We start from the raw sequence: 21121 nt of genomic DNA, 5'->3' as shown, positions 1-21121 counted from the left end.
CGCGGCATGAACGGCGGTCACTGCCATGAAGACCCCGTGCGGCCCGGGGTAACGGGGGATGCAACCCCGTCCACCCCAGCTTGCGCTTGCCGCACGGCATGGCGCAAGCGCCGCGGCCCCGCACGACCGGAAAGAAAGCGATCCTGCCCGGATCGCAGTCACGCGGGCAGGCCGGCCGCGGAAAAAACGGCGCTTTCGCGAACAGAAAATCCCCGCCGGGCCAGCGACTTTCACGAAAATGGCATCGCCGCATGCGTTGGCAGATCGGGCGGGCTGTGCAACTCTGCTCCGGCGCGAGCCCGATTGCAGCCATATGCCACATGAAAGGAACGACGACATGCGCCTGATTCTCACTGCCGCCGCCCTGGCTGCGGTTCCGCTGGTCAGCCTGGCCCAGGATGATCCGGTCAAGCAGGCCATCGACGCCCGCCACGGCTTTTACCAGATGCTGGCCATCAACATGGGCACGCTCTCGGGGATGGCCAAGGGCGATGTCGCCTATGACGAGGCCGCGGCCAGCCGCGCCGCCGCCAATATCGAGGCGCTGACGCAATACGACCTGCCAAGCCTGTTCATCGAGGGCAGCAGCTCCGCCGATGCCCAGGACAGCGCGGCCAAGCCCGACATCTGGTCCAATCCCGAGGATTTCGGCACGAAGTTTGCCGGGCTGGGCGAGGCGGCGACCGGCGCCTCGGATGCGGTCAAGGGTGGTGCCGGAGAGGTCGGCGCGGTGGTTCAGAAGCTGGGCGGCGCCTGCAAGGCCTGTCACGACGACTATCGCGAAAAGAGCTGATGAAAGGCCCCGTCCGCGAGGTCCGGCTGTGGGACCCGCTGCTGCGCGGATTCCACTGGTTGCTGGCCTTTTTCGTGATCCTGGGATGGTGCCTCGGCCAGTTCGGGCCTGCCAAGATGACGCTGCATTTCTGGTGCGGCTATGTCGTGGCGGGGCTTTTGCTGTTCCGGCTGGTCTGGGGGTTTTTCGGCCCGGCCCCGGCGCGGTTCTCGCATTTCCTGCGGGGACCGGGGGCGATCGCGGGCTATATGCGGGGGATGTTCCTGCGCGAGCCCAGCTATTGGCCGGGCCACAACCCGCTGGGGGCGCTGTCGGTCATCGCCATGCTGGCGGTGCTGGCGGCGCAGGTGACCACCGGCCTGATCTCGGACCCCGACGACTATATCAACGTCGGCCCGCTGGCCTCTTACGTCAGCGGCGCCACGCGCTCCAAGGCGGTGGGCTGGCACAATCTGGGCGCCAACCTGATCCTGGTCCTTGTGCTGCTGCATATCGCGGTGATCCTGTTCTATCGCTTCTGGAAGCGCGAGAATCTGGTGCAGCCGATGATTACCGGACGCAAACAGGTTCGTGAGGAATAGGCCGCGGAATTGATCGAATCGCCCCCGCGTGTCAGGCTGGGCCATGCCGGGCCTGCGTTCTGGCCTGTCCGGCATGCCTGAACCGCACGAAGGAGCCGATGATGATCAGCAAGACCGTCGCCCTTGCCCTGGCGTTTTCGATGGCCGCCATCCCCGCGCTTGCGGACTGCCCCGGCCACAAGAAGGTCTCCAGCGACCAGACGGCGGCGACTACGCCGACCGAAAGCCCGGCCCCCGCGCCGAGCGTGAACAGCTAGCGAAAAGGGCGGGACCCGCGCCCCGCCCTTTCTCAGTTGAACCTGTTGTCGCGCGGGAAGCCGCGCGGCGCCATGTAGCCTGCGCCCGCCCGCTTGCCGAGCCATTCGGTCAGGTCCGGCTCGCTGCGCGTCCGGCCGCCGGTTTCCTGCCAGCGCAGCCCTTCGGCCAGGGTGATGCAGACGGCATCCGACAGCCCGCCATCCTTGTATTTCTGCAAGCGCACGCCCTTGCCGCGCGCCATTTCCGGCAGTTCTGACAACGGAAAGACCAGCAGCTTGCGGTTCTGGCCGACCACCGCGACATGATCGCCGGTCACGCGGCGGCACAGCGCCGCCTCGCCGTTCAGCACCTGCTTGCCGGCGCGGGTCTGCGCCAGGATGTCGGCCCCGGCAACGACGAACCCGTCCCCGGCCTTCGAGGCGACCAGATATCGCTCGCCGTCGCGCCAGGGGAACATGTCGATCACGGCGGCATCGTTCGGCAGGTCGATCATCAGCCGCAACGGCTCGCCCATGCCGCGCCCGCCGGGCAGGTTGTTCGCCGGCAGGGTATAGAAGCGGCCGTTGGCGGCAAAGACCATCAGCTTGTCGGTGGTCTCGGCATGCAGCGCCATGAACGGACCGTCGCCATCCTTGAACTTGACCTCGGCATCCAGCGGCTGGTGGCCCTTCATGGCGCGGATCCAGCCCATCTTCGACAGGATGACGGTAATCGGCTCGCGCTCGATCATGGCGTCCATGTCGATCTCGGCCACCTCGCCGGCCTCGCCGATCTCGGTGCGGCGCTGGCCGCCGGAGGCGGACTTGCCGAATTTCGCCCGGGTCTCGCGCAGTTCCTCGGCGATCCTGGCCCATTGCGCGCCCTCGTCGGCCAGCATGGCCGCCAGGCCCTCGCGCTCGCGGGTCAGGTTCTCGTGTTCGGCGCGCAGTTCGATTTCCTCAAGCCGGCGCAGCGCACGCAGGCGCATGTTCAGGATCGCCTCGACCTGCACGTCGGACAGCTTGAACTCGGCGATCATGACCGCCTTCGGATCGTCCTCGTGCCGGATGATCTCGATGACGCGGTCGAGGTTCAGGAAGGCGATCATATAGCCCTCCAGCACCTCCAGCCGGGCCGCGATCTTGTCGAGCCGGTGGTTCGAGCGCCGCACCAGCACCTCGCGCCGGTGGTCCAGAAAGGCGCGCAGCACCTCTTTCAGCGAGCAGACCTTGGGCACGCGGCCGTCGATCAGCACGTTCATGTTCAACCCGAAGCGCACCTCCAGGTCGCTCACCCGGAACAGCGCCGCCATCAGCTGCTCGGCATCGACGGCGCGGGTGCGCGGCTCCAGCACGATGCGGATGTCCTCGGCCGATTCGTCGCGCACATCGGCCAGGATCGGCACCTTCTTCAACTGGATGACCTCGGCCAGCCGCTCGATCAGCTTGGATTTCTGCACCTGATAGGGGATCTCGGTGACGACGATCTGCCACTGGCCGCGGCCCAGATCCTCGACCGACCAGCGCGCCCGCAGCCGCAGGCTGCCACGGCCGGTCCGGTAAGCCTCGGCAATGGTTTCGCGCGATTCGACCAGCACGCCGCCGGTCGGGAAATCCGGCCCCGGCACGATCGAGACCAGCGTGTCGTCGCGCGCATCCGGCGCCTTGATCAGATGCAGGCAGGCGTCGATCACCTCGTGCAGGTTGTGCGGCGGCACGTTGGTCGCCATGCCGACCGCGATGCCCGAGGCGCCGTTGCACAAAAGGTTCGGAAAGGCGGCGGGCAGCACGATGGGTTCTTCCAGCGTGCCGTCGTAGTTCGGGCGGAAATCGACCGCGTTCTCGGCCAGCCCCTCCATCAGCGCCTCGGCGGCCGCGGTCAGGCGGGCCTCGGTATAGCGGCTGGCGGCGGGGTTGTCGCCGTCGATATTGCCGAAATTGCCCTGCCCGTCCACCAGCGGATAGCGCATGGCAAAGGGCTGGGCCAAACGCGCCATGGCGTCGTAGATCGCGGCATCGCCATGCGGGTGATAGTTGCCCATCACGTCGCCGCTGATCTTGGCCGATTTGCGGAAGGCCCCCGTGGGCGAAAGCCTGAGTTCGCGCATGGCGAACAGGATACGGCGATGCACCGGCTTCAGCCCGTCGCGCGCATCCGGCAGCGCCCGGTTCATGATGGTGGAAAGCGCATAGGTCAGATACCGCTCGCCGATGGCGCGAGACAGCGGCTCGGACGTGGTCTGATCCTGGCTCGGATCGGGCGGGGTCGGATCTGGAACATTCGGATCGTCTGACATGTTCCGGTGAATAGGCCCGCACGCCGCGCCGGTCCAGCCGGAAATGCGCGGCTTGCGCAAGGCCCGGCCTTGGCGCAGAACCCCGGCGGCAAGGAGGCGCGCATGAAGACCGTTCTGATCACCGGCTGTTCCTCGGGCATCGGGCTGGACGCGGCGCGGCACATGCGGGCGCGCGGCTGGCGCGTCATCGCCACCTGCCGCAAGCCCGAGGATATCGAGGCCCGCCGCGCCGAGGGCTTCGACACGCTGCACCTGGAACTGGGCTGCGAGGACAGCGTGGCGCGCTGCGCCGAATCCGCGCTGGCCCTGGGGCGCATCGACGCGCTGGTGAACAACGCCGCCTTCGCCATCCCCGGCGCCGCCGAGGACCTGCCGCGCGGCGCATTGCGCGCGATCTTCGAGACGAATCTGTTCGGCACCCATGACCTGACCCGCCGGCTGATCCCGCATTTCCGCGAGCATGGCGGGCGGGTGGTGAACATCAGCTCGGTCCTGGGCCTTGTCGGCATCCCCTGGCGCGGCGCCTATGTCGCGACGAAATTCGCGCTGGAAGGGCTGACCGACGTGCTGCGCGTCGAGATGGCCGATACCGGGGTGCAGTTCATCCTGATCGAGCCCGGCCCCATCGGCACCAGGATCCGCCAGAACTCGATCCCGCATTTCGAGCGCTGGATCGACTGGCAAGCCAGCCCGCGCGCCGGGCAATACCGCCGCACGCTGCTGAAACGCCTCTACGAGCCGGCCGCGAAGAAGGACCGCTTCGAACTGCCGCCCTCGGCCGTCAGCACCCGGATCGCGCAGGCGCTGGAAAGCCCAAGGCCCCGCCCGCGCTATTACGTCACCACGCCGACCCATGTCTCGGGCATCGGGCGGCGGCTTCTTTCCACGCGCGCTCTGGACTGGTTCGCGCGCCGCAGCTAGGCTTCGCGCCGAAAGGGCCCGCCCATGCATGACAAACCGCTTTTCTACCTGCTCGCGATCTGCTGCCTTGCCGTGGTGGTGATCCTGGCCACCGGCATCGGCGGTTTCGCCAAGGGCGGCGAGTTCAACCGCAAGCAAGGCAACCGCATAATGCGCTGGCGCATCATCGCCCAGGCCATCGCCATCGCGGTCTTCCTGCTTTATCTCTGGGTAAGGAGCGGCTGATGGTCGTGCTGAACAAGATCTACACCCGCACCGGCGACAAGGGCGAGACGGCGCTGTCGAACGGCGAGCGCGTGCCCAAGCATTCCCTGAGGGTCGAGGCCTATGGCACCGTGGACGAGCTGAACGCCACGCTGGGCCTCGCCCGCCTGCATGCCACGGACGAGATCGCGGCGCGCATCGCGGTGATCCAGAACGATCTTTTCGACCTTGGCGCCGACCTGTCGCGCCCGCGCATGGTCGAGGATGCCGAGGCGCCCTATCCGGTGCTGCGCATCATCGATGCCCAGGTCGAGCGGCTGGAGACCGAGATCGACGCGATGAACGCCGACCTCGCCCCCCTGCGCAGCTTCATCCTGCCGGGGGGCTCGGCGCTCGCGGCGCATCTGCACCTGTCGCGCACCGTGGCGCGGCGGGCCGAGCGCGCCGCCGTGGCGCTTTCCGCGGCCGAGGATGCCAATCCGGCCGCCGTGAAATATCTCAACCGCCTTTCGGACTGGCTGTTCGTGGCGGGGCGCGTCGCCAATGAAAACGGCGCGCAGGATATCCTGTGGGTGCCAGGAGCCAGCCGTTAGCGACAACATGACGGAATGGAAATGTTACGACGCGTTACGGTCGTTTTTTCCCTGTCATTGCCGCCGATGGCCCGCTAACAAACCCTCCGAACAGGTGACGCAACCAAAGGGGAGAGGCCGATGAAGGTTCTCGTGCCAGTCAAGCGCGTGATCGACTACAACGTGAAGGCGCGTGTGAAGTCTGACGGTTCTGGAGTTGATCTTGCGAACGTGAAGATGTCGATGAACCCGTTCGACGAGATCGCGGTCGAGGAGGCGATCCGTCTGAAGGAGAAGGGCCAGGCCGAGGAGATCATCGCGGTCTCGATCGGCGTCAAGCAGGCGGCCGAGACGCTGCGCACGGCGCTGGCCATGGGCGCCGACCGGGCGATCCTGGTGGTGGCCGCGGACGACGTGCAGCAGGACATCGAGCCGCTGGCGGTGGCGAAGATCCTCGCCGCGGTGGCCAGGGCGGAAGGCACCGAGCTCATCATCGCCGGCAAGCAGGCGATCGACAACGACATGAACGCCACCGGCCAGATGCTGGCGGCGATCCTGGGCTGGGCGCAGGCGACCTTCGCCTCGAAAGTCGAGATCGAAGGGGCCAAGGCCAAGGTGACGCGCGAGGTCGACGGCGGCCTCCAGACCATCGCGGTCAGCCTGCCGGCGGTGGTCACCGCCGACCTGCGGCTGAACGAGCCGCGCTATGCCTCGCTGCCGAACATCATGAAGGCCAAGAAGAAGCCGCTCGATGAAAAGACCGCCGCCGATTACGGCGTCGACGTCGCGCCGCGGCTCGAGGTGGTCTCGGTGCGCGAGCCCGAGGGCCGCAAGGCCGGCATCAAGGTGGGCTCGGTGGACGAGCTGGTGGGCAAGCTGAAAGAAGCGGGGGTGATCTGATGGCTGTTCTGCTGCTTGGGGAAGTCACGAACGGCGCGCTGAACCGCGACGCGACGGCGAAGGCGGTGGCCGCGGTCAAGGCCTTGGGCGATGTGACGGTGCTCTGCGCCGGGGCCTCGGCGAAAGCCGCCGCCGAGGAGGCCGCGAAGATCGCCGGCGTCGCCAAGGTGCTGGTGGCGGAAGACGCCCTCTACGGCCACCGCCTGGCCGAGCCGACCGCGGCGCTGATCGTGGGCCTCGCCGGCGACTACAGCCACATCGCCGCCCCGGCGACCACCGATGCCAAGAACGTCATGCCCCGCGTCGCGGCGCTGCTCGACGTGATGGTGCTGTCGGACGTCTCGGCCATCCTCGACGCGGACACATTCGAGCGGCCGATCTATGCCGGCAACGCCATCCAGGTGGTGAAGTCGAAGGACGCGAAGAAGGTCTTCACCATCCGCACCGCCAGCTTCGACGCGGCGGGCGAAGGCGGCACCGCCCCGGTCACCGAGACCGCGGCCGCCGCCGATCCCGGCCTGTCCTCCTGGGTGGCCGACGAGGTGGCCGAGAGCGACCGCCCCGAGCTGACCTCGGCCAGGCGCGTGGTCTCGGGCGGCCGCGGCCTCGGCTCGAAGGAGAGCTTCGCGATCATCGAAGAGCTGGCCGACAAGCTCGGCGCCGCGGTGGGCGCCTCGCGAGCGGCGGTGGACAGCGGCTATGCCCCGAACGACTGGCAGGTCGGGCAGACCGGCAAGGTCGTCGCCCCCGAGCTCTATGTCGCGGTCGGCATCTCGGGCGCGATCCAGCACCTGGCGGGGATGAAGGACAGCAAGGTGATCGTGGCGATCAACAAGGACGAGGAGGCGCCGATCTTCCAGATCGCCGATTACGGCCTGGTCGGCGACCTGTTCTCCGTCGTGCCGGAACTGACAGGGAAGCTCTGAGCGCTTTCTCCGTTTTCCAAATACTCCGGGGGAGCGCCCCTGAGGCCCCATCAAGGGGCCGCAGGGGCGCGGGGGCAGAGCCCCCATCCCTGCGAAAACCGTTTGAAAACCGCCCGTTTCCATAACGGGCGGTTTTTGCATTGAACGTCCAAGGCGCTTACGCCTATCGTCCTGGCTGACCGACGAAAGGATGGGTTCATGGCGATTCAATCGGTGGGCGTGATCGGCGCCGGACAGATGGGCAATGGCATCGCGCATGTCTTTGCCCTGGCGGGTTATGACGTGCTCATGACCGACATCTCGCGCGAGGCGCTGGACAAGGCCGTGGCGCAGATCGACCACAACCTGGAACGCCAGGTCAGCCGCGGCAAGGTCTCGGCCGAGGACAAGGCCGCGGCGATGCGGCGCATCACCACCACCATGACGCTTTCCGACCTGGGCAAGACCGACCTGATCATCGAGGCCGCCACCGAGCGCGAGACCGTCAAGCAGGCGATCTTCGAGGATCTGCTGCCGCATCTGAAGCCCGAGACCATCCTGACCTCGAACACCTCGTCGATCTCGATCACCCGCCTTGCCAGCCGCACCGACCGGCCCGAGCGCTTCATGGGCTTCCACTTCATGAACCCGGTTCCGGTCATGCAGCTGGTCGAGCTGATCCGCGGCATCGCCACCAACGAGGAGACCTACAAAGCCCTGGTCGAAGTGGTCGAAAAGATCGGCAAGACCTCGGCCAGCGCCGAGGATTTCCCGGCCTTCATCGTCAACCGCATCCTGATGCCGATGATCAACGAGGCGGTCTATACGCTTTACGAGGGCGTCGGCTCGGTCAAGTCCATCGACCAGTCGATGAAGCTGGGCGCCAACCACCCGATGGGGCCGCTGGAACTGGCGGATTTCATCGGCCTCGACACCTGCCTGGCGATCATGAACGTGCTGCACGAGGGGCTGGCGGACACGAAATACCGGCCCTGCCCGCTCTTGGTGAAATATGTCGAGGCAGGCTGGCTGGGCCGCAAGACCGGGCGTGGGTTCTACGACTATTCGGGCGAGGAGCCGGTGCCGACGCGATAGGGGCTCCGCCGCCGCCCTGAACGCCCCTCGACGGGGCGCTCAGGGCGTCCCCGGAGTATTTTCAGAACAGAGAAATCAGGACTTCCTGCCGATCCTGGGCTCGGTTCCGGCAAGGATGCGGGCAATGTTCGTGCGATGGCGGATGAAGATCAGCACGGCCATGAACGCCGTCACCGCCGCCATGCGCGCGCCATCCAACCAGAGGGCAAGGCAGGGCGTCAGCGCAGCGGCCACCAGCGCCGAAAGCGACGAGATCCGGCCGGCCAGCGCCGCCAGCAACCAGATCCCGCAGGCGATCAGGCCCAGCCGCCAGTCCAGCGCCAGCAGCGTGCCAAGGAAGGTCGCGACCCCCTTGCCGCCCCGAAAGCCCAGCCAGACCGGGAACAGGTGGCCCAGGAAGGCCGCCGCGCCCGCGACCAGCGCGGCATCGGGACCGGCAAGCCAGCGCGCCAGCAGCACGGCGATGGCGCCCTTGCCGCTGTCCAGCAGCAGCGTCGCCAGCGCGGCCGGCTTGTTGCCGGTGCGCAGCACGTTCGTCGCGCCGATATTGCCCGAGCCGATTCGGCGCAGGTCGCCCAGGCCCAGCGCACGGGTGATGACGATGCCGAAGGGCACCGAGCCCAGCAGGTAGCCGATCACGGCCCAGAGGATCAGGCTCATGCATCCTCTCCGAAGACGCGGCGGCCGGCGACCCAGGTGCCCAGCACCCGCCCTTCCATCCGCGCACCGTCGAAGGGCGTGTTCTTCGACTTCGACAACAGCGTGAAGCGGTCCAGCACGAAGGGCGCGTCGGGATCGAACAGCACCAGATCGGCCGGGGCGCCCGCCGAGAGCCGCCCGCCCGGCAGTCCCAGCCGCCGCGCCGGATTGAGCGACATCGCCCGCCAAAGCTGCGGCAGGCTCAGCCCGCCCTGATGGTAAAGCCGCATCGCCGCCGGCAGCAGGGTTTGCAGCCCCACCGCGCCCGGCGCCGCCTCGGCAAAGGGCAGGCGCTTGCTTTCCTCGTCCTGCGGGGTGTGGAAGCTGGCGATCACGTCGATCAGCCCCTCGGCCACCGCCTCGACCATGGCCAGCCGGTCCTCCTCGGAGCGCAAGGGCGGGGTGAAGCGGAAGAAGGTGCGATAGCCGCCCACGTCGTATTCGTTGAGCGTCAGGTGATGGATCGAGATGCCGGCGGTCACGTCCAGCCCGGCCTCGCGCGCGCGGCGCAGCGCCGGCAGGCTGGCCGTGACGGTGATCTGGTCGGCATGGTAGCGGGCGCCGGTCATCGCCACCAGCGCCAGGTCGCGGTCGAGCCCCATCACCTCGGCCATGGGCGAAACCGCGGGCAGGCCGTAGAGCGAGGCGAACTTGCCGCCGGTCGCCGCCGTACCTTTCGACAGGCCCGGCTCCTGCGGATGGCCGACGATCAGCGCGCCAAGGCCGCGGGCATAGGTCATGCAGCGCGACAGGAGCCGGGTGTCGGAAACCACCCGCACCCCGTCGGTGAAGGCCACGGCGCCGGCATCCTGCAGAAAGCCCATCTCGACCATCTCGCGCCCCTGGCGGGCGCGGGTCAGCGCCGCCATGTGGCGGATGTTCACCGGCGCATCGGCCGCACGGCGGGTGGCGAATTCCAGCGATTCCGGGGCATCGATCGGCGGCATCGTGTCCGGCCGCGCGATCACCGTGGTCACGCCGCCCGCCGCAGCCGCCAGCCCGGCGCTGCGGAAGCTTTCCTTGTGCCGCTCGCCCGGCTCGCCGATCTTGACGCCCCAGTCGATCAGGCCGGGGGCAAGGCATCTGCCGCCGCAATCGATCAGTTCGGCGCCTTGCGGGGCGTCGGCACCAACGGTCTCGATCCGGCCGTCGCGGACGGTCAGCGTGGCGTCCTCGACCGATTGCGTCTCGGGGTCGATCAGGCGGGCGTTCTGGAAGTGCAGGATCATGCCATCATCTCCGCCGCCTTGGCGCCGCGTTCGGCCCGCAGGTTGCGCGCCAGCAGGTCCATCGCCGCCATGCGCACCGCGACCCCCATTTCCACCTGGTCCTGGATGACGCTGCGGTTGATGTCGTCGGCGATGGTGCCGTCGATCTCCACCCCGCGGTTCATCGGCCCCGGATGCATGACGATGGCATCGGGCGCGGCCAGCGCCAGCTTTTCCGCGTCCAGGCCCCAGCGGTGGTAATATTCCCGCTCGGACGGGATGAAGCCGCCATCCATCCGCTCTTTCTGCAGACGCAGCATCATCACCACATCGGCGCCCTTCAGCCCCTCGCGCATGTCCTCATGGATCTCGCAGCCCCAGTCGCGCGCGCCCGAGGGCATCAGCGTCGCCGGCCCGACCAGCCGCAAGCGGTTCTCCATCTTGCCCAGCAGGATCAGGTTCGAGCGCGCCACTCGGCTATGCGCGATGTCGCCGCAGATCGCCACGGTCAGCCGGTGCAGCCGGCCCTTGGCGCGTCGGATGGTCAGCGCGTCCAAGAGCGCCTGCGTCGGATGCTCGTGCCTGCCGTCGCCCGCGTTCAGGACCGCGCAATTCACCTTTTGCGCCAACAGGTCCACCGCGCCCGATTGCGGATGACGCACCACCAGCAGGTCGGGATGCATGGCGTTCAGCGTCAGCGCGGTGTCGATCAGCGTCTCGCCCTTTTTCACCGAGCTGGTCTGCATCGCCATGTTCATCACATCGGCGCCCAGCCGCTTGCCTGCCAGCTCGAAGCTGGACTGCGTGCGGGTCGAGTTCTCGAAGAACATGTTGATCTGCGTCATCCCCGCCAAGGCATCGGAATGCTTCACCGTGCGGCGGTTCAGATCGACATAGGTCTCGGCCAGGTCGAGAAGCGTGGTGATTTCGGGGGGGGCGAGCGGCTCGATCCCCAGAAGATGGCGGGCACGGAACATGGCTTGATCCCCAAGGTCGCGGTCGCGCCTTCTATGGCAAATGGCGGGCCGGGCGGCAAGCAGCCCCTTGCCTTGACGCGGATTTTGCCGCATCGCCAGATCATGCGTGAACAGATCGGCCTTGTCAGCTTCGTCTCCTCGGGTCCGGGCGACCCCGAGCTTCTGACCCTGCGCGCCGCCCGGCTGCTGGCCGAGGCGGATGTGGTGCTTTACGACGACCTGGCCTCGGGGCCGGTGCTCGAGCAGGCCGGGCCGCAGGCGCAGCTGATCGGCGTCGGCAAGCGCGCCGGGCGACCCTCGGCCAAGCAGGAACATGTCAACGCGCTCCTGGTGGAACACGCCCGGGCGGGCAAGCATGTGGTGCGGCTGAAATCCGGCGATTCCGGCATCTTCGGCCGGCTGGAAGAGGAGTTGTCGGCGCTGCGGGCTCACGGCATCCCGTTCCAGATCGTGCCCGGCGTGCCCTCGGCCATGGCCGCCGCCGCCGTCGCCGGCCTGCCGCTGACCCGGCGCCAGACCGCGCGGCGGCTGCAATTCGTCACCGGCGCCGACGTGACCGGCGGGCTGCCCGAGGACCAGAACTGGGCCGCCCTGGCCGATCCGCGCGCCACCACCGTCGTCTTCATGGGTCAGCGCACCTTCCCGCAGATGGCGGCATTGCTGGTCGAAAACGGCCTGCCCCCGGATACGCCCGCATTGCTGGCCGAGGCGGTCGGCCATCCGCACCAGCGCCTGATCCGCACCACCGTCGCCCGCCTCGCCGAGCAGCTTGCCACCGAAGGCCCCAGCCCGCATCCGGCGCTGATCCTCTACGGCCCGCTGGCCGAGGGGAACTGAGCCCGGCAGTTTCTCCGTTCTGCAAATACTCAATATTGCGCCCGCGCGCCCAGGGACTATGCTGGCCGCGAGAGAGGACCGCCATGCTGGGTTTCGTGACCGTTCAGGACAATGCGCCGGGTGCCGGCGACCGGCTGCTGACCGCCGCAGCCGAGCGGCTGGCCGCCGCCGGGATGCGGCTGGCGGGCGCGGTGCAGATCAATACCGAACCTGTGCCGGGGGGCGATTGCGACATGGACCTGCGCATTCTCGGCGATGACGGGCCGCTGGTGCGCATCACCCAGTCGCTCGGCCCGGGGGCACAGGCCTGCCGGCTGGATACCGGCGCGCTGGCCCAGGCCGTCGCGCGCACCGAATCGGTGCTGGACCGCGGGGCCGAGTTGCTGATCGTCAACAAGTTCGGCAAGCAGGAATGTTTCGGACGCGGCTTTCGCGAAACCATCGCCCGCGCGCTCGCCGCAGGCATCCCGGTTCTGGTGCATGTTCCCGACGAACAACTGCCCGCCTTTCGCGAATTCGCCGGCGAACTGGCCGAAGAGCTGCCGCCCGAGCAGATCGAGGACTGGTGCCGCGCCCGGCTGACCAGTTCGGCAGCCTGACCATGCAGATCGACGCACGCGGCCTTCTGTGCCCCCTGCCGGTGCTGCGGCTGCGCAAGCGGCTCATGGCGCTGCCGCGGGGCACACGGGTCACGCTGCTGGCCACCGACCCCGCCGCGGTGATCGACGTGCCGCATTTCTGCGCCGAATCCGGCCATCGCCTGGTCGGCAGCCGCGAAATCGCGCCGGGCGAGACCGAATACGTCGTCGAACGCGGCCCCGCCTGCGCCATCGCCGCGGACTGATGCTGGCGATCTTCCTGAAGACCCTGCCGTTCTTTCTCGTCATCGGCACGGGCTGGCTGGCCGGGCGCACGCGCTTTTTCCCGCCCGAGGCCACCGGCTGGCTGACGAAATTCGTCTTCTACTTCGCGCTGTCGGCCATGCTGTTCCGCTTTGCCGCGACGCTGGATGTGGCCAGCCTCTTCGACCCGGCCTTCGTCATGGCCTATCTTTGCGGCTCGGCCGCGCTTTGGGCCCTGGGTTTCGCGGTGGCGCGCTGGCGCCGCCAGCCGCTGGTCACCGCGGCGATGGAGGCGCATACGGCAATGACCGGCAATACCGGCTTTCTAGGCGTGCCGATGCTGGTCGTGCTGCTGGGCGAACGCGCCATCGGCCCGGTGCTGATGGTGCTGACCATCGACATGGTGGTGTTCTCGACGCTGATCACCCTGATCGTCACCGCGGCAAGGCAGGGGCGGGTACGGCTGGCGACGCTGTGGCCCCTGCTGCGCGGCATCGTCTCGAACCCGATGATCGTCTCGATGCTGGCGGGACTGGCCTGGGCCGGGCTGCACCTGCCGATGCCGGGGCCGCTGGACGAATTCCTGGCACTCTTGGGCGCCTCGGCCACGCCGGGGGCGCTGTTCGCCATCGGCGCCAGCCTGGCCGGACGCGCGGCCGAGCGCATGGGCCCGGCGCTTTGGCTCAGCCTCGCCAAGCTGGTGCTGCACCCGCTGGCGGTGGGCATCGCCGCGCTGGCGGTATTCGGGGTCGAGCCCTATGCGGCGGGCGTGATGATCGCCGCCGCCAGCCTGCCGGTCGCGGGCAACGTCTATATCCTCGCGCAATATTTCGGCACCGCCGTGCAGCGCGTCTCGGCCGCCATCCTGATCTCGACCGCGGCGAGCATCGCCACGGTTCCCGTCGTCATTCACTGGATCACGAAAGGCTAGACCATGCGCGACATTTCGCAGTTGAACCTGACCCACCTGCTCTTCGACATGGACGGGGACGGCATCGCCACCGTCACCCTGAACCGCGCCGCCAAGCGCAACGCCCTGAATGCCGAGACGATCGAGGAACTGGTCGCGGTCTTTTCCGCCCTGCCCGCCTCGGGCGCCCGTGCCGTGGTGCTGCGCGCCGAGGGGCCGCATTTCTGCGCCGGGCTGGACCTGGTCGAGCACGGGCGCGAGGAACGCAGCCCTGCCGAGTTCATGCGCATCTGCCTGCGCTGGCACGAGGCGTTCAACAAGATCGAATATGGCGGCATTCCGGTCATCGCCGCGCTCAAGGGCGCGGTGGTGGGCGGCGGGCTGGAACTGGCCTCGTCGGTCCATATCCGGGTGATGGACGAGACCACCTATTTCGGCCTGCCCGAGGGGCAGCGCGGGCTGTTCACCGGCGGCGGCGCCACGATCCGCGTGCCCCGGCTGATCGGCCAGGCGCGCATGATGGACATGATGCTGACCGGCCGGCTGTATTCCGGGGACGAGGCGGTGCAGGTCGGGCTGGCGCAATACCGCGTGGCCGACAGCGAGGCGCAGGCCTACGACCTTGCCCGCCGGGTGGCGCAGAACACACCCCTGTCGAATTTCGCGGTCTGCTCGGCGATCTCGCATATGCAGAACATGTCGGGGCTGGACGCCGCCTATGCCGAGGCCATGGTCGCCGGCATCGTCAACACCCAGGACGCCGCCAGGGGAAGGCTGGACAGCTTTGCCCAGGGCACGGCGCAAAAGATCAAGCCGGGCGAGGCAGGCTGACCCCGCCGCCGCAAGGTTTCGGCCGCAAGAAACGGATCGCGGCCGCGTGCCAAGGCGGCAACATGCCCTGCGAAACCGGCCGCACGGGTCGAAGGAGGGAAGATCATGCCGGCACCGGCCGCCACCAACCGCCCCATGACGCCGCTGGAATGGGCGATGCTGCTGGCCCTGTCGGCGGTCTGGGGTGGGTCGTTCTTTTTCAACGCCGTGGCGGTGCGGGAATTGCCGGTGTTCACCGTGGTCGTGTCGCGCGTGGCGCTGGCCGCGCTGATCCTGCTGGCCATCCTGCGCCTGCGGGGCGAGCGGATGCCGCGGGGCCGCCCGGTCTGGGCGGCGTTCTTCGGCATGGGCCTGCTGAACAATGCCATCCCGTTTTCGCTGATCGTCTGGGGACAGCAGCACATCGCCTCGGGCGCGGCCTCGATCCTGAATGCCTCGACGCCGCTCTTCACCGTGATCCTCGCCCATCTCCTGACCAGCGACGAGCGCATGACCGGCGGCAAGCTGGCCGGGGTTCTCATCGGCTTTGCGGGCGTGGCCGTGATGATCGGGGCGGATGCGCTGCGGGACCTGGGCGCGCATGTCGTGGCGCAGCTTGCCTGCCTTGCCGGGGCGATATCCTATGGCTTCGCGGGCATCTACGGACGCCGGTTCCGCGCGATGGGGGTCAGCCCGATGAGCACGGCGACCGGACAGGTGATCGCGTCCAGCCTGATCCTGCTGCCGCTTGTCGCGGTCGTCGACCGGCCATGGACGCTTGCGGCGCCAAGCCCGGCGGCCATCCTTGCGTTGATCGGCCTGGCCGCGATTTCGACCGCGCTAGCCTATGTGCTGTATTTCCGCATCCTCGCCACGGCGGGCGCAACCAATCTCGTGCTGGTGACATTCCTGATCCCGGCCAGCGCGATCCTGCTGGGCATCCTGTTCCTGGACGAAACCCTGCAACCCCGCCAGCTTGCCGGCATGGCGCTGATCGGGTTGGGGCTGGCCGCGATCGACGGGCGGCCGTGGCGGGCGGTCCGGCGGCGAAAAGGCGATTCGGCCGCATGAGCCTGATGACCCATGCCGCAGGCCACGGCAGCGCCGGGCTCAGTCCACCGGACGGATCAGCTTCTTCTCAAGCACGCGCAGCACGGTGCGCAGGTCGTGCCCGCGCTTGAGCACGCGCCCATCCATGCCGATCACCGCATATTGCCCCTGCGCATTGCGCATCCTGGGACGCTTTTCGATGCGATAAAGCGGATGCTCGGCCGCGCGGCGAAAGACCGAAAAGACCGCCATGTCGCGCAGGAAGGACATGGCATAGTCCCGCCATTCCCCCGCCGCCACCATGCGGCCATAGATCGACAGGATGACGCCCAGTTCGGCCCGGTCGAAGGCCACGCGATCATGCTCGGACGGGAAACCGAAGGGCACATTCATCATGAAGGAATGGTGACACCGCCCCGGCGCGCAATCAACGAAAAAGGGGCGGCCTCGGGCCTTACCTTGCCGATCTGCCCGAAATCGTGGCCTGAAGTCCCGCCCGCCGCCGCCCGGCCATGCGCGCCAGCGTGCCGTCGCGCCACATGCCCTCGTGCACGCCGACCATGACGACATGGCCCAGGATCAGCGTCAGGAGCAGCCAGCCCATCTCGCCATGCAGCGCATCGCCCAGCCCGACCATCCAGCCGATGGGAGGCTGCTGGGCCGGAAAGATCTCGAAGCCGAAGGGGGCAAAGACCCGCTCGCCGCCATAGGCGCGCAGCAGGGCCGCGACCGGCACCAGCACCATGACCAGATACAGCGCCAGATGGCCCAGCCGCGCCGCCAGTCCCCAGAACCCGGGGCCGTGATCCGGCCGGCGGCTGCGGTTCGCCAGGGCCCAGCCCACCCGCAGCACGATCAGCAGGAACAGCACCGTCCCCACAGGCTGATGCCAGCCGACGAAAAAGGACACCAGCGGCGTGCGGCCCAGAAGCAGCCGCAGCCCCATGCCGAAGAACTGCCACAGCATCAGCGCCGCGATGCTCCAATGCAGCAGGCGGGTCACCTTGCCATAGGCCTGCTCGGTATCGCGCAAGGGCAGGGATCTGGGGGTCATGGCCGCTCCTGCGCGGCCGGCCGCGCGAGTAAAGTTGACTAAATTCCTTAGCGACAGTATGGCCATGGCCCCAGACGGGCAAGACCCGCGATCCGGTGCCCGGGGTAACATGGTTGTCAGCTTATTCTTTTTCCCGCGATTTCACTCGTTCCGGCCCGGACGGGCCTGACATGGACACGCATCGCGACATTCCCGCCGATACCGGCTGCCCGCTGACCGAGGCGCAGGAGGGGCTGTGGTATGTCCAGGCGCTGGACCCGGGCAACCCGATCCTGAACACCGGGCAATATCTCGAGCTTGTCGGCCCGCTGGACCGCGACGCGCTGGCCCAGGCCGCGCTGCGCACCATCGCCGAGACGCCCGCCCTGTCGCTACGCTTTGGCACCGGGCCGCAGGGACCGCGGCAATGGGTGGGGCGCCCGCCGATGCTGGGCTTTGCCGACCTGTCCGCCCAGCCCGATGCCGAGGCGCAGGCACTGGCGCAGATGCGCGCCGACAGCCAGCGCCCGCTGGACCTCGGCAACGAACCGGCCGGGACGCTGACGCTTTTCGTCCTAGGGCCCGAGCGGCACCTGCTTTACGAGCGCATCCATCACCTAGCCATCGACGGCTATGGCATGGTGCTGGTGACGAACCGCATCGCCGCGCATTACGCCGCGCTGGTGGCCGGTGCGCCGGCGCCCGAACCCTTTGGCCCGCTGTCGCTGGCGGCCGAGGAGGACGCGGCCTGGCGCGCCTCGCCGCGCCGGCAGGCCGACCGTGACTGGTGGCATGCGGAACTGGCCGGCCTGCCCGAAGTGGCCGGGCTGGTGCCGGGCCGCGCGGTCAGCGGACCCGATTTCCTGCGCGACACGCGCTTGCTGCCGCAGGCTTTGCTGGACCGGCTGGCGGGCTATGCCGCCCAGAACCGGCTGGGCTGGCCCGACATCCTGAACGCGCTGACCGGCGCCTATCTGGCGCGTTGGACCGGCGGCGAGGCGGTGATCGGCCTGCCCTTCATGGCGCGGATGGGACGCAAGATCGCGCAGGTGCCCTGCATGGCGATGAACGTGCTGCCGCACCGGCTGCGGCTGGACGAGGATGCTCCTCTGCCCGAATGGCTGGCCGCGCAGTCCAGGCGAATGGCGCAGGGTCGCCGCCGCGGCCTTTACCGCAGCGAGCTTCTGCGCCGCGAATTGGGGCTGGTCGGCGGCACGCGGCGGCTGTACGGGCCGCTGGTGAACGTGCAGCCCTTCGACAAGCCGCCGGAATTCCCGGGGCTGGACTGCCGGCTGCATATCCTCGGCGCCGGCGCGGTCGATGACCTGACGCTGACCTTCCGCGGCGATCCGGCCTCGGGCATGATCTTCGAGGTGGACGCAAACCCGGCGCTTTATGCGCCCGAAGAGGTGCGCGGCCATGGCGACCGGCTGGTCGCCTTCCTGACCGCCGCGCTTTCGGCCGAGACGCTGGCCGGCGTGCCCACCGCCAGCCCCGCCGAAATCGCCGAGGCAAGGGCGAGGGGCGAGGCGACGCGCCATCCCCTGCCCGACACCACCCTGACCGCGCTGATCGAGGCGCAGCTTGCCGCCACGCCCGGGGCGCCGGCGATCAGCTTCGACGCGGACAGCCTCAGCTTTGCCGAACTCGACCGCCGCAGCGCCGCCCTTGCCGCGCGGCTGGAGGAACTGGGCGCCGGCCCCGACCGTATCGTCGCGGTGGCGCTGGAGCGTTCGCTGGAACTGCCCGTCGCGCTGCTGGCGATATTGCGTGCCGGCGCGGCCTACCTGCCGCTGGACCCCGCGCATCCGCCCGAACGCATCGCCCGCATCCTGGCGCAGGCCCAGCCGGTCGCGGTGCTGAGCACGGCCGATCTGGCGGGGCTGTTTCCCGCCGGCACCGATCCGCTGCTGCCCGGCGACTGGCCAGCCGAGGGACGCCCCAAGGCCAGGCCGCAGCCCGGCGATCTGGCCTATGTGATCTTCACCTCGGGCTCGACGGGCGAACCCAAGGGCGTCGCCGTCGAGCATCGCGCCATCGTCAACCGCCTCATGTGGATGCAGGCGCATTACGGCATCGCCCCCGACGACCGCATCCTGCAAAAGACCCCCGCGACCTTCGACGTATCGGTCTGGGAATTTTTCCTGCCGATGATCGCCGGGGCCGAGCTGGTCATGGCGCCGCCCGGCGCGCATCGCGACCCCGCCGCCATCGCCAAGGCGATCCGCGACCGCGCCGTGACAACCTGCCATTTCGTGCCCTCGATGCTCTCGGCCTTCCTGGCCTCGCCCGCCTCGCAGGGGCTGGCGATGCGCCGGGTGTTCTGCTCGGGCGAGGAGTTGACGGCCGATCAGCGCGACCGCTTCCACGCCCGGATCAAGGCCGAGTTGCATAACCTCTACGGCCCGACCGAGGCGGCGGTGGATGTCAGCTATTGGCCCGCCGGGCCCGAGGATCGCACGAACCCGATCCCCATCGGCTGGCCGGTCTGGAACACGGCGCTGGAGGTGCTGGACGATCGCATGCGCCCGGTGCCGCCGGGCCTAGCCGGGCATCTTTATCTAGGCGGGGTGCAGCTTGCGCGCGGCTATCTGGGCCGGCCCGACCTGACGGCCGAGCGGTTCGTGGACGGCCCCTCGGGGCGGCTTTACGCCACGGGCGACCTGGCGCGGCTGCGGCCGGACGGGGCGGTGGTCTATCTGGGCCGTTCGGACCACCAGGTGAAGATCCGCGGGCTGCGGGTCGAGTTGGGCGAGATCGAGGCGGCGATCATGGCCACCGGCATGGCGCGCGAATGCGTGGTGATCGCGCGCGAGGACCATGCCGGCGAAAAGCGCCTCGTCGGCTACCTGGTGCCGGGCGAGGATTGGCGGCCGGGACTGCTGGCCGAGCGGCTGGCGGCCGGCCTGCCCGCCTATATGGTCCCCTCGGCCGAGGTGGCGCTGGAGGCACTGCCCGTCACCTCGAACGGCAAGCTGGACCGCAAGGCACTGCCTGCGCCGGAATTCGCCGCATCCGGCCGGGCAGCGGAGACCCCGACCGAGCACCTGCTGGCGCGCCTCTTTGCCGAAATCCTGCACCTGCCCGAGCCGGCCCCGGCCGAGGCGGATTTCTTTGCCCTTGGCGGCGACTCGCTGTCCGCCGTGCGGCTGGCGCAGGCGCTGGAAGCCGAGACCGGCCGCGACCCCGGCCTGGGCACGATCTTCGAGTATCCGGTGCTGGCCGTGCTGGCCGCCGCGCTGGATGCGCAGACGCCGCATGACGACGGGCTTGGTCCGCTGATCCTGCTGGCCGAGGGCGATGCGCAGGCCGCGCCGCTGTTCCTGATCCATCCGGCGGGGGGCCTTGCCTGGGGCTATCGCGGGCTGGCACGGCGCATCGCGCCGGCGCGGCGGGTCTGGGGGCTGCAACATCCGGGCCTCGATCCGACGGTGGCGATGCCCGAAAGCCTTGCCGCGCTGGCGCAGGACTATGCCCGGCGCATCACCGCGCTGGCACCGCAGGGAAAGATCCATCTGGCGGGCTGGTCGGTCGGCGGCATCCTGGCACAAGAGATCGCCGTGATCCTGTCCGCGATGGGCCGCGAGGCCGGGGTGGTCGCCATGCTGGACAGCTATCCCTGCGACGCCTGGCGCGACGAGCCCGAGCCGGACCCGGTCGCCGCCCTGCGCGCGCTGCTGGCCATCGCCGGCTACGACCCCGAGGCGCATCGCGACCTGGACACGCGCGAGGCGGTGGTCGCCTTCCTGCGCCGGGGCGACAGCGCGCTGGGGGCGCTGCCCGCGCAGGTGCTGGACGGGGTGGTCCGCACCGTGACCGGCACCAACCGGCTGATCCGGGGCCATCACCATCGCAGCTTTGCCGGCACGGTCACGCATTTCCGCGCCGCCCGCGACCACAAGGATCGCGCGCTGACGCCCGAAATGTGGGCGCCCTATGCCGCCGGGCTGGAGGTCATCGACCTGCCCTTCATGCATGCCGAGATGACCTCGGCCGAAGCCACCGCCCTGATCGCGCCCGAGCTTGCCCGCAGGCTGGCCGAGAGCTGATCCTGTCGTCAGGGCGGCCCGGTGGCGGGCGGGGCAAGACCGGCAAAGCCCTTGTCGGTCCGCCGCCCGGCCAGCGGAATACGGCCGGAAACCGCTTGCCGCATCCGGCGACTGCCCCGGCAGAACAGCGCAGCAAGCAAGATCAGAAAATATCCGGCGAACAGCATCCGAATCCCCATTCGATTGCCGCCAGCCAAGCACC

General features: G+C 68.8%; 22 protein-coding genes. 16 read left to right on the top strand and 6 right to left on the bottom strand.

Annotated elements, in window-relative coordinates; all coding sequences use genetic code 11:
- Positions 1-337: 337 nt before the first annotated feature.
- From BLT64_RS07575 to BLT64_RS26775, 3 genes are all read left to right on the top strand, one after another.
- Complete coding sequence (locus BLT64_RS07575; RefSeq protein WP_041529975.1) at positions 338-793, top strand: c-type cytochrome; 456 nt, start codon at positions 338-340, stop codon at positions 791-793.
- Complete coding sequence (locus BLT64_RS07570) at positions 793-1374, top strand: cytochrome b/b6 domain-containing protein (RefSeq protein WP_011748825.1); 582 nt, start codon at positions 793-795, stop codon at positions 1372-1374. The genes BLT64_RS07575 and BLT64_RS07570 overlap by 1 nt, the downstream gene beginning before the upstream one ends.
- 101 nt (positions 1375-1475) lie before the next feature.
- Complete coding sequence (locus BLT64_RS26775; RefSeq protein ID WP_155984334.1) at positions 1476-1631, top strand: hypothetical protein; 156 nt, start codon at positions 1476-1478, stop codon at positions 1629-1631.
- Between the two features lie 32 nt (positions 1632-1663).
- On the opposite strand, the gene parC is transcribed toward BLT64_RS26775, so the two are convergent.
- Positions 1664-3907 (bottom strand): DNA topoisomerase IV subunit A, encoded by a 2244-nt coding sequence (parC, locus tag BLT64_RS07565; protein ID WP_011748826.1) that lies wholly within the window; start codon positions 3905-3907, stop codon positions 1664-1666.
- Positions 3908-4009: 102 nt separating this feature from the next.
- On the opposite strand from parC, the gene BLT64_RS07560 reads away from it, so the two are divergent.
- From BLT64_RS07560 to BLT64_RS07535, 6 genes are all read left to right on the top strand, one after another.
- Positions 4010-4828 (top strand): SDR family NAD(P)-dependent oxidoreductase, encoded by an 819-nt coding sequence (locus tag BLT64_RS07560; RefSeq protein ID WP_011748827.1) that lies wholly within the window; start codon positions 4010-4012, stop codon positions 4826-4828.
- 24 nt (positions 4829-4852) lie between these two features.
- Positions 4853-5053 carry a twin transmembrane helix small protein gene (locus tag BLT64_RS07555; protein WP_011748828.1) on the top strand — a complete coding sequence of 67 codons (201 nt, stop codon included), beginning with the start codon at positions 4853-4855 and terminating at the stop codon, positions 5051-5053.
- Entirely contained in the window at positions 5053-5625 is a 573-nt protein-coding gene (locus tag BLT64_RS07550; protein ID WP_011748829.1) for a cob(I)yrinic acid a,c-diamide adenosyltransferase, read from the top strand. The genes BLT64_RS07555 and BLT64_RS07550 overlap by 1 nt, the downstream gene beginning before the upstream one ends.
- A 120-nt stretch (positions 5626-5745) precedes the next feature.
- Entirely contained in the window at positions 5746-6504 is a 759-nt protein-coding gene (locus tag BLT64_RS07545) for an electron transfer flavoprotein subunit beta/FixA family protein (protein ID WP_011748830.1), read from the top strand.
- Complete coding sequence (locus tag BLT64_RS07540; RefSeq protein ID WP_011748831.1) at positions 6504-7430, top strand: electron transfer flavoprotein subunit alpha/FixB family protein; 927 nt, start codon at positions 6504-6506, stop codon at positions 7428-7430. The genes BLT64_RS07545 and BLT64_RS07540 overlap by 1 nt, the downstream gene beginning before the upstream one ends.
- Positions 7431-7628: 198 nt before the next feature.
- Positions 7629-8504 (top strand): 3-hydroxybutyryl-CoA dehydrogenase, encoded by an 876-nt coding sequence (locus BLT64_RS07535; protein WP_011748832.1) that lies wholly within the window; start codon positions 7629-7631, stop codon positions 8502-8504.
- A gap of 75 nt (positions 8505-8579) precedes the next feature.
- Here BLT64_RS07535 and plsY read toward each other — a convergent pair whose 3' ends face one another.
- The 3 genes from plsY to BLT64_RS07520 are packed head-to-tail and all read right to left on the bottom strand — an operon-like array spanning position 8580 to position 11388.
- The gene (plsY, locus tag BLT64_RS07530) at positions 8580-9164 is read right to left on the bottom strand and encodes a glycerol-3-phosphate 1-O-acyltransferase PlsY (RefSeq protein WP_011748833.1); all 585 of its coding nucleotides are present in this window, start codon (positions 9162-9164) and stop codon (positions 8580-8582) included.
- Positions 9161-10432, bottom strand: coding sequence for a dihydroorotase (gene pyrC, locus BLT64_RS07525; RefSeq protein WP_011748834.1), 1272 nt, complete (start codon positions 10430-10432; stop codon positions 9161-9163). Before pyrC ends, plsY begins: the two co-directional genes overlap by 4 nt.
- Positions 10429-11388, bottom strand: a complete 960-nt coding sequence (locus tag BLT64_RS07520) for an aspartate carbamoyltransferase catalytic subunit (RefSeq protein WP_011748835.1) — start codon at positions 11386-11388, stop codon at positions 10429-10431. Before BLT64_RS07520 ends, pyrC begins: the two co-directional genes overlap by 4 nt.
- 102 nt (positions 11389-11490) lie before the next feature.
- On the opposite strand from BLT64_RS07520, the gene cobA reads away from it, so the two are divergent.
- The 6 genes from cobA (at position 11491) to BLT64_RS07490 (ending at position 15858) form a co-directional block, all read left to right on the top strand.
- A complete protein-coding gene (gene cobA, locus BLT64_RS07515) occupies positions 11491-12225 on the top strand; it encodes a uroporphyrinogen-III C-methyltransferase (protein WP_011748836.1) in 735 nt (244 codons plus the stop codon).
- Between the two features lie 83 nt (positions 12226-12308).
- Positions 12309-12824, top strand: a complete 516-nt coding sequence (locus tag BLT64_RS07510; RefSeq protein WP_011748837.1) for a DUF2478 domain-containing protein — start codon at positions 12309-12311, stop codon at positions 12822-12824.
- A 2-nt stretch (positions 12825-12826) separates the two neighbouring features.
- A complete protein-coding gene (locus tag BLT64_RS07505) occupies positions 12827-13069 on the top strand; it encodes a sulfurtransferase TusA family protein (protein ID WP_011748838.1) in 243 nt (80 codons plus the stop codon).
- Complete coding sequence (locus BLT64_RS07500) at positions 13069-13998, top strand: AEC family transporter (RefSeq protein ID WP_011748839.1); 930 nt, start codon at positions 13069-13071, stop codon at positions 13996-13998. The genes BLT64_RS07505 and BLT64_RS07500 overlap by 1 nt, the downstream gene beginning before the upstream one ends.
- Positions 13999-14001: 3 nt before the next feature.
- Complete coding sequence (locus BLT64_RS07495; RefSeq protein ID WP_011748840.1) at positions 14002-14808, top strand: crotonase/enoyl-CoA hydratase family protein; 807 nt, start codon at positions 14002-14004, stop codon at positions 14806-14808.
- Between the two features lie 105 nt (positions 14809-14913).
- Complete coding sequence (locus BLT64_RS07490; protein ID WP_011748841.1) at positions 14914-15858, top strand: DMT family transporter; 945 nt, start codon at positions 14914-14916, stop codon at positions 15856-15858.
- A 39-nt stretch (positions 15859-15897) separates the two neighbouring features.
- Here the strand turns inward: BLT64_RS07490 and BLT64_RS07485 are convergent, their stop codons facing one another.
- Complete coding sequence (locus BLT64_RS07485) at positions 15898-16230, bottom strand: DUF2794 domain-containing protein (protein WP_104491821.1); 333 nt, start codon at positions 16228-16230, stop codon at positions 15898-15900.
- A gap of 61 nt (positions 16231-16291) precedes the next feature.
- The gene (locus BLT64_RS07480) at positions 16292-16891 is read right to left on the bottom strand and encodes a cytochrome b (RefSeq protein WP_011748843.1); all 600 of its coding nucleotides are present in this window, start codon (positions 16889-16891) and stop codon (positions 16292-16294) included.
- 170 nt (positions 16892-17061) lie between these two features.
- On the opposite strand from BLT64_RS07480, the gene BLT64_RS07475 reads away from it, so the two are divergent.
- Positions 17062-20919, top strand: coding sequence for a non-ribosomal peptide synthetase (locus BLT64_RS07475; RefSeq protein ID WP_041529977.1), 3858 nt, complete (start codon positions 17062-17064; stop codon positions 20917-20919).
- The last annotated feature ends 202 nt before the right edge of the window (positions 20920-21121 follow it).

Source organism: Paracoccus denitrificans (assembly GCF_900100045.1).
GTDB lineage: Bacteria > Pseudomonadota > Alphaproteobacteria > Rhodobacterales > Rhodobacteraceae > Paracoccus > Paracoccus denitrificans.
Note: the sequence above shows the minus strand (reverse complement) of the source record. Positions and strands in the feature narration are given on the sequence as shown.